This window comes from Acinetobacter sp. YH12097 (assembly GCF_013419225.1).
Taxonomy (GTDB): domain Bacteria; phylum Pseudomonadota; class Gammaproteobacteria; order Pseudomonadales; family Moraxellaceae; genus Acinetobacter; species Acinetobacter amyesii.
Genome location: NZ_VPAN01000069.1, coordinates 1 through 7,480 on the forward strand (window position 1 = coordinate 1; position 7,480 = coordinate 7,480).

General features: G+C 39.0%; 7 protein-coding genes. 5 read left to right on the plus strand and 2 right to left on the minus strand.

Annotation, left to right across the window (positions count from 1 at the left end):
* Positions 1-263 precede the first annotated feature (263 nt).
* Positions 264-641, plus strand: a complete 378-nt coding sequence (locus tag FTU37_RS15900) for a hypothetical protein (protein ID WP_078194445.1) — start codon at positions 264-266, stop codon at positions 639-641.
* A gap of 529 nt (positions 642-1,170) precedes the next feature.
* On the opposite strand, the gene FTU37_RS15905 is transcribed toward FTU37_RS15900, so the two are convergent.
* Positions 1,171-3,108 carry an ATP-binding cassette domain-containing protein gene (locus FTU37_RS15905; RefSeq protein WP_180124648.1) on the minus strand — a complete coding sequence of 646 codons (1,938 nt, stop codon included), beginning with the start codon at positions 3,106-3,108 and terminating at the stop codon, positions 1,171-1,173.
* Between the two features lie 196 nt (positions 3,109-3,304).
* Between FTU37_RS15905 and FTU37_RS15910 the strand changes: the two genes are divergently transcribed.
* From FTU37_RS15910 to erpA, 4 genes are all read left to right on the plus strand, one after another.
* The gene (locus FTU37_RS15910) at positions 3,305-4,309 is read left to right on the plus strand and encodes a putative solute-binding protein (protein WP_180124649.1); all 1,005 of its coding nucleotides are present in this window, start codon (positions 3,305-3,307) and stop codon (positions 4,307-4,309) included.
* A 257-nt stretch (positions 4,310-4,566) separates the two neighbouring features.
* On the plus strand, positions 4,567-5,577 hold the full coding sequence (locus tag FTU37_RS15915; protein ID WP_078194442.1) for a putative solute-binding protein: 1,011 nt from the start codon (positions 4,567-4,569) through the stop codon (positions 5,575-5,577).
* A 203-nt stretch (positions 5,578-5,780) separates the two neighbouring features.
* Entirely contained in the window at positions 5,781-6,788 is a 1,008-nt protein-coding gene (locus FTU37_RS15920; protein WP_180109501.1) for a putative solute-binding protein, read from the plus strand.
* A 134-nt stretch (positions 6,789-6,922) separates the two neighbouring features.
* Positions 6,923-7,258: an iron-sulfur cluster insertion protein ErpA gene (gene erpA, locus FTU37_RS15925; protein WP_078189499.1), complete on the plus strand. Its 336-nt coding sequence runs from the start codon at positions 6,923-6,925 to the stop codon at positions 7,256-7,258.
* A 58-nt stretch (positions 7,259-7,316) separates the two neighbouring features.
* Here erpA and FTU37_RS15930 read toward each other — a convergent pair.
* Positions 7,317-7,480: IS3 family transposase (locus FTU37_RS15930; RefSeq protein ID WP_180124650.1), on the minus strand; the 164-nt coding region annotated here is incomplete at its 5' end.

The following is a 7,480-nucleotide window of genomic DNA, read 5'->3' on the forward strand; positions in this document are numbered from 1 at the left end:
TGGAGAAATCTAATCGGTATGTTATACCTGAGAGAAGAGTGAGGAGTTATCCAAGGGTTGTAAAAGGAAAACCTCAAAAATACCCAAGAAAAAGCCAGTCAATCTCTTAACTGACTGGCATTACTCTTCGGAGTGCTTTTTTTTGTGCTATCTTAAATAAAATTGAATATTAAATCGCCAATTTGTGTTTTATAAAATTGACTTATTCTGATGCTAAGCTCAAATCAATTTGAACTTAGCAGCTAAAAATAAGAGGTCTATATATGATGGACAATCAACTTGAACACATTCGTGACATCTGGGTAAATGCATTTTTTACCGGAAATTATACTGTTTTAGCCGAATACGAAGATGAGCACTTTAAGGTGGTTTATGAGCAAGACGGGCGTGTCGAAAGTAATTATGTCCGCTATGAACGTATTGCACATGCAGTGAAAAATGGGGTTTGGAAACCACAAAAACCAGACGTAGAATTTGAAGATTATGAGTTTAATCGTGACCAAACTGAGTGCAAAATTTTAATTGGTTTAGCTGAAACACAGCAGCAAATACAGGAAATCTGGCATTTTGATCAGACCTGGAAAATACAAGAATTACGTTTTTTAAAGGCAAAAAAAGCCCATCCTTCTGCCTTATCTTAAACAATAAAAAATTTAAATTGATGTCGTGAGTGGAGATAAAATGCATCCATCTTATAAATGTGGATAAGTTTTGTGAATTTTCACATTTAATAGTGTTCAACATCAAAGTCATTTATAATTGTGGATAATATCGTTTAAAAATATTTATCCACAAAAAGGTGGTTCGATGTTTTGAATTTCAAAAATAAAAATGAATTTAAAACTAAGATTTGAATTTAAAAGTAGCTTTTGTGGATAACTGTGGCAATGAGTTTGATGTGAAGTGTATTTTTTGAATTCATTTATAAAAGTAGGATAAAAGCTATCGCTGAATTTTTAGATTCTTTCTGAATAGAAATGCCTTAACGATGCAATAACCAGTTGGATATGAACATTCGATTTTTTGAATATTTTTTAGATTTATAGTGTGATTATTATTGTGAAGTATAAATAAAAAATCGCCGTGGAACATTTAAATTTCACGGCGATTGATTTTTGAACTTAAGTTAGCTTTTCTTAATAATGCAAATCTAGGGTTTTGCTTTTTAAATTAAGCCTCAAAACTGCTTTCCATTTCTTCTAATTCCATCATTAATTCAAGCATTTGCTCTTCGACTGATTCGAGTTTGGCTTTTAACTCTGTTTGCTCATTCATCAGTTTGAGTAAGTCATCTTTACGACTGGCTTCATATAAAGCACTGTCTGCTAATAATTCCTCGATTTCGTTTAAGCGTGGCTGAATTTTGCTGATCTGCGCTTCATTTTTTTCAATGTTTTTACGAATCGGGCGGGTCAATTCACGTTGACGTGCAGCTTCTTTACGTTGCGCTTCTTTATCGACTTTGGAAATCGTTGGTTTAGTTTCAACTTGAGATTTGATGGGAGTCGGGGCTTGTTGACTATTTTTCATCATGTCGATCCGCGCTTGACGCAGCCAATCGGCATAAGCCACGAGGTCGCCATCAAATTCGCGACATTTCCCATGATGTACCAACAATAATTCGTCACAAACGCTGGCAATCAATTGACGTTCATGCGAAACCAAAACCACAGCGCCTTCAAAATCTTGTAATGCCATAGTTAGGGCATGACGCATATCAAGGTCTAAATGGTTGGTCGGTTCATCGAGAATTAAAACATTGGGACGTTGCCAAACAATCAAAGCCAAAGCCAATCGTGCTCGTTCACCGCCTGAAAAGCCTTCACTTGGTGTATCCATGCGTTCGCCACTAAAACCAAAGCTGCCTAAAAATGAACGTAATGCAGCTTCACTGATTTTTTTGTCAGCGATTCTAGATAATTGCAACATTGGGCTGGCATTGCCATCTAAAGCATCCATTTGATGCTGCGCAAAATAGCCAATATTCAACAGTTCCGAGGCTTTGCGTGTCCCTTGTAATAAGGGAAGATCACCAACCAAGGATTTAATTAAGGTTGATTTACCAGCACCATTCATTCCCAGTAAACCAATACGACTGTTTGGGGTAATCTGTAAATTCACATTGGTGGCAATCAGTTTGTCACCATAGCCAATGTCGACATGTTCCATTTGTAACAGTGGTGAGCTCATTTTGGTTGGCTCACGGAAACTAAAGGTAAATGGCGTATCGACATGTGCAGCAGAAAGTTCCTGCATGCGTTCTAATTGTTTAATACGACTTTGAGCCTGCTTAGCTTTAGTGGCTTTAGCTTTAAAACGGTCAATAAATTTTTGGAGATGTGCACGGGTTTCAAGTTGTTTTTCATAGGCTTGTTGTTGTTGTGCCAAGCGCTCAGAACGGGTGCGTTCAAAGGTTGAATAGTTGCCGGTGTAAAGCGTCAGCTCTTGATTTTCGATATGTAAAATATGATCAGTCACCGCATCTAAGAAATCACGGTCATGTGAAATCAAGATCAGTGTGCCTTCATAAGCTTTTAACCAATCTTCTAACCACAAAATCGCATCTAAGTCTAAGTGGTTGGTTGGTTCATCGAGTAATAATAGGTCTGAACGGCTCATTAGGGTACGCGCAAGATTTAAACGCATACGCCAACCACCAGAAAAGCTTGAAACATTGAGCTGGGACTGATGTTCAAAGAAACCCAGGCCGGCCATCAATTGTGAGGCTTTGGATGGAGCTGTATAGCCATGGATTTCATCAAATCGGCCATATAAGTGTGCCAACGCTTCATTATCTAATTGTTCTGGATATTCAAGTTTATGTTGTATATCCCAATATTCTTCATCGCCTGATAGAACGAAATCAATAGCTTTCATATCCAGTGCTTTGATTTCTTGTGCCATATGCGCGACGGTCCATACCGCAGGACGAGTTAATGAACCACCATCAGACTCCATTCCACCTAAAAGCGCAGAAAAAAGAGTTGATTTACCCGCACCATTTACACCGGTTAAGCCGATTTTCCAGCCTGGATGCAATTGCATAGATGCTTTTTGAAATAAAACACGCCCACCGCGACGAATGGAAAGTTGGTCTAACTGAATCATGGAACTAACTAAACAAGAAGAATGTGGGGCTATTCTAATGGATGGCTTTGCAAAAGAAAAAACAAAGCATCGCAACCATCTGAAAAAATATGACAGATTCTACGTATTTAGGTATATTGAACGGGCTTTAGTATTAAAAAAATATTTCAAGTTATTGTTTTAAATGGATTAATAAAACATATTGGGAATATAAGAAATGAGAAAAGGAATTTTAATTTTATCGCTTCTTTCAGGTGTGATGTCTGCACAAAGCTATGCTAATCAGAAGGTTTGTGTGTTCGATTTACTTGGAAAGGCGGGGGAATCTTATAAGCTAATGGAAGAGTGGTCTCTGGCCAGTAAGGCATTGGGAGCACAAGTTCAACTGATTTCATATCAAGATGAATCCAAAGTTGATAAAGATTTTAAAGAAGGGAAATGTGACGCATTTTATATGACCTCGATGCGGGCACGTGCGTATAACAAATTTGCCGGTTCGATTGATGCCATTGGCGGTGTACCGAACAATACCATCGCGCAAAAAGCCATCACCTATGTCTTAGATAAGCGGAACAGTAAACGACTGATTACCAATCTAGGCAAAGACAGCTATGAAGTGGCAGGGATTGGGCAAATTGGTTCAGCTTATAGTTTTGTCCGTGATCGCAATATCAATAATTTAGAAAAAGCTGAAGGTAAAAAATTTGCCATTTTGCATTATGACTATGCGCAAAAAGTGATGGTCGACCGTGTCGGCGCGGTGCCAGTCATGTCGGAAATTTCCAATTTTATTCGCAAGTTTAATCAGGCTGAAGTTGAAATTGTGGCTGCCCCGGCTTATGCCTTCAAGCCACTCGAAATTTCAAAAGGCTTAGGTACTACTGGGGCGATGGTGAATTTTCCTGTGGTGAATGTCACGGCAGACTTGATTATTCGTAATAATAAATTCCCAGAAGGTTTTGCAGAGCCTTCTCGGCAATGGTTCGTTAAGCAATTACCAAAAAGTTTTGCCATGGTAAAACGCATGGAAGCTGAAATTCCTGCCAAATATAAGATGAATCTCAGCAAAGATGATCAGTTGAAATATCAGAAAATATTGCGTGAAGGACGGATGGATTTAACCAAACAAGGGATCTATGACTCCACCATGATGACGGTACTAAAAAAAGCCCGTTGTACGATTGAGCGAACCAATTTTGAGTGTTCAGTGGCGGGTGAATAAGCTTTTTTCTGTATTTCTTTGTAAATTTTGATGCAATCGCTGTAAATGTAAAAAGCCATTTTTGCAAATATAAGATGATGATTATATTTATAATTTCACTTTGAATAAAAAGTGATATGCATCACAGAAAAACAGAATATGCCAAAATGACATAAATAAATGGAGTAAATGCTCTATTTTTTTTAATTTAACTTGCTTAATATCGGCGTTGTGTAAGGACACCTCTGAACCATAAAAAGATTTGAAAGGAAAATAGAATGAAAAAAACGCTCCTATCATTGGCTACATTTGCTGCAATTGGCTTTGCTGGTTCAGCTCAGGCAGCAAAAGTAGATATCTGTGTATTTGACTTACTGGGTAAGTCAGGCGAGTCATATCAAATGGCTCAGGAATGGGCGCTTGCAGCAAAAGGCTGGGGTGCTGAAATTAACTTAATTCCGCGTCAAGACGAAGCAGTAGCCGACAATGACTTTAAAGCAGGGAAATGTGACGGCGTATTTATGACGGCGATGCGTGCCCGTCAGTACAATAAATTTGCAGGCTCTATTGATGCGCTGGGTGGCGCACCGAGTAATGCGATTGCGCAACGTGCGATTACCTTTGCATTAGACCAACGTAATGCTGCAAAAATGGTCAGCAATCTAGGTGGTAAGAAATACGAAGTGGCGGGTATTGCCCCATTGGGTTCAGCATTCATCTTTGTCAAAGACAAGAAAATTGACTCAATTGAAAAAGCGGCAGGTAAAAAGTTTGCGGTATTAGGCTATGACGAAGCACAAAAAATCATGGTGCAACGTGTCGGCGCTCAAGCTGTGATTTCAGATGTATCTAACTTTGTGGCGAAGTTTAATAATGGTCAGGTCGATATGGTGGGTGCGCCTGCATATGCCTACAAACCATTAGAGATCTATAAAGGTTTAGGTACCAATGGTGCGATGTTTAACTTCCCAGTTCTACAAGTGACTGCGGACTTTATTATTCGTCCTGATCAGTTCCCAGCTGGCTTTGGTCAAAAATCACGTGATTGGTTTGTGAAACACTTACCGAAGAGTATCGCGATGATTAACCGTCTAGAAGCGGGTATTCCTGCGAAATATAAACTGAACTTAAGTGCAGAAGATAAAACCAAATATCAAAAATTACTGCGTGAAGGTCGTATGGATATGACGAAACGTGGCATTTATGATGCAGGCATGATGTCTGTATTGAAAAAGGCACGTTGTTCTGTCGATAAAGCCAATTTTGAATGTTCACTTGGCGGCGAATAAGCTGATATTTAAAGAAAAAAGTCTGGATTTATCCAGGCTTTTTTTTGCAAATTTACAGGTCATTCTCGCCATTGAGTCAGCAAAATATTCAGGTAATCTAAATTCAAATCGAGGGCTGTGAGTCAATTGAATCGAACTCGGCATGACCCAAAAATCAAAAAATGGTTAAAAACAAAAACAGTAAAAAAACAAGGAAAGTCAGTATGAAACAATGGACAAAGGCATTGAGCGTTGCTGCTGCATTAATGGCGGTGACTGGCGTAGCTCAAGCGAAGCAAGTGGTGTGTGTATTTGATTTGGTGGGTAAAAATGGTGATGTTTTTACCCTGATGAAAGATTATCAATTGGCGGCAAAAAACTGGGGCGCAGACATTGAGCTCCGCGTCGGTCAAAATGAAGCAGTGATTGCGGAAGACTTTAAAGCGGGGAAATGTGATGGGATCAGCGTCACCGGTATGCGTGGCCGCCAATTCAACAATTTTACCGGTTCTTTAGATGCGATTGGTGCAATTCCAGATTTGAAATTGGCCGTAAAAATTATGCAAGGTCTTGCGAGTCCAACGTTTGCTAAAAGCATGGTCAATAGTAAATATGAAGTGGCAGGTGTGATACCTGTTGGTGATGCCTACCTGTTGGTGAATGATCGTAGTATCAATACTGTCGCTAAAGCCGCAGGTAAAAAAATTGCGGTGCTTGATTATGATGAAGCGCAGAAAATTATGGTGCAGCAGGTCGGGGCTCAAGCGGTCAGTGCCGATGTAACCAATTTTGGCGCTAAATTTAACAATGGTCAGGTGGATATTATTGGTGCTCCTGCAGCTGTGTTCAAACCATTAGAATTACACAAAGGTTTAGGCAGCAAAGGCGCAATCGTCAATTATCCAATTTTACAAGTCACGGGAAATATCATTATTCGCCCAGATAAATTCCCAGCAGGTTATGGGCAAAAATCACGTGATTGGGTCAAAACACAATTACCTCGTGCATTCACGATTTTAGGCAAAATGAAGTCAGAAATTCCAGCTAAATATTGGATGGATGTTCCCACTGCAGACAAAGCTGGTTATCAAAAAATGATGCGTGAAGCGCGTATTGATTTGACTAAACGTGGTATCTACGACAAGCGAATGATGAAATTATTATGGCAATTCCGCTGTAAACAAGACCCGAAAAACTTCGAATGCGCATTACAGGAAGAAAACTATAAATAAGTTTTAAATGAATCTTGAGAAAAATACTCTGATTTAACTTTAAACTGTGAAGACTGACCATATATTGAGTATGTTATACTTGAAATATGGTCTTTTCTTTTTAAAGACACCCCAATGACTCAGAGGAATCCATCATGAATGCTCAAGCACTTGTGCTGACTGACAATGCTGCCAATAAAGTACGCCAATTGCGTGACAGTGAAGGTAATCAAGACCTCATGTTACGTGTATATGTGACTGGTGGTGGTTGTTCAGGTTTCTCATATGGATTTAATTTTGCAGAAAGCCAAAACGAAGATGATGCTGAATTTATCAATGAAGACGTGAAAATGTTGGTGGATTCACTTAGCTATCAATATTTAGTTGGTTCAACAGTCGACTATATTGAAGGTCTTGAAGGTTCTCGTTTTGTGGTACAAAACCCGAATGCGACAACCACGTGTGGATGTGGATCTTCATTCTCGATCTAATCACGATGATGAATGTCTTGTCCTGAAATAGATTGACAGTATTCCACTTCAAACCGAGTTAAGCAATTAGCTCGGTTTTAGTTTGCTCATACGTTTGATTCGGGGTGTTCATATTTAAACTTAAATGTGGTCTATAGCAATTATAAATCATAATAGATTCCGCAATTAAGTGATCTAACTCCTTCATGGTTTGACATCGTGTAATTAAAAACTCCTGCTTTA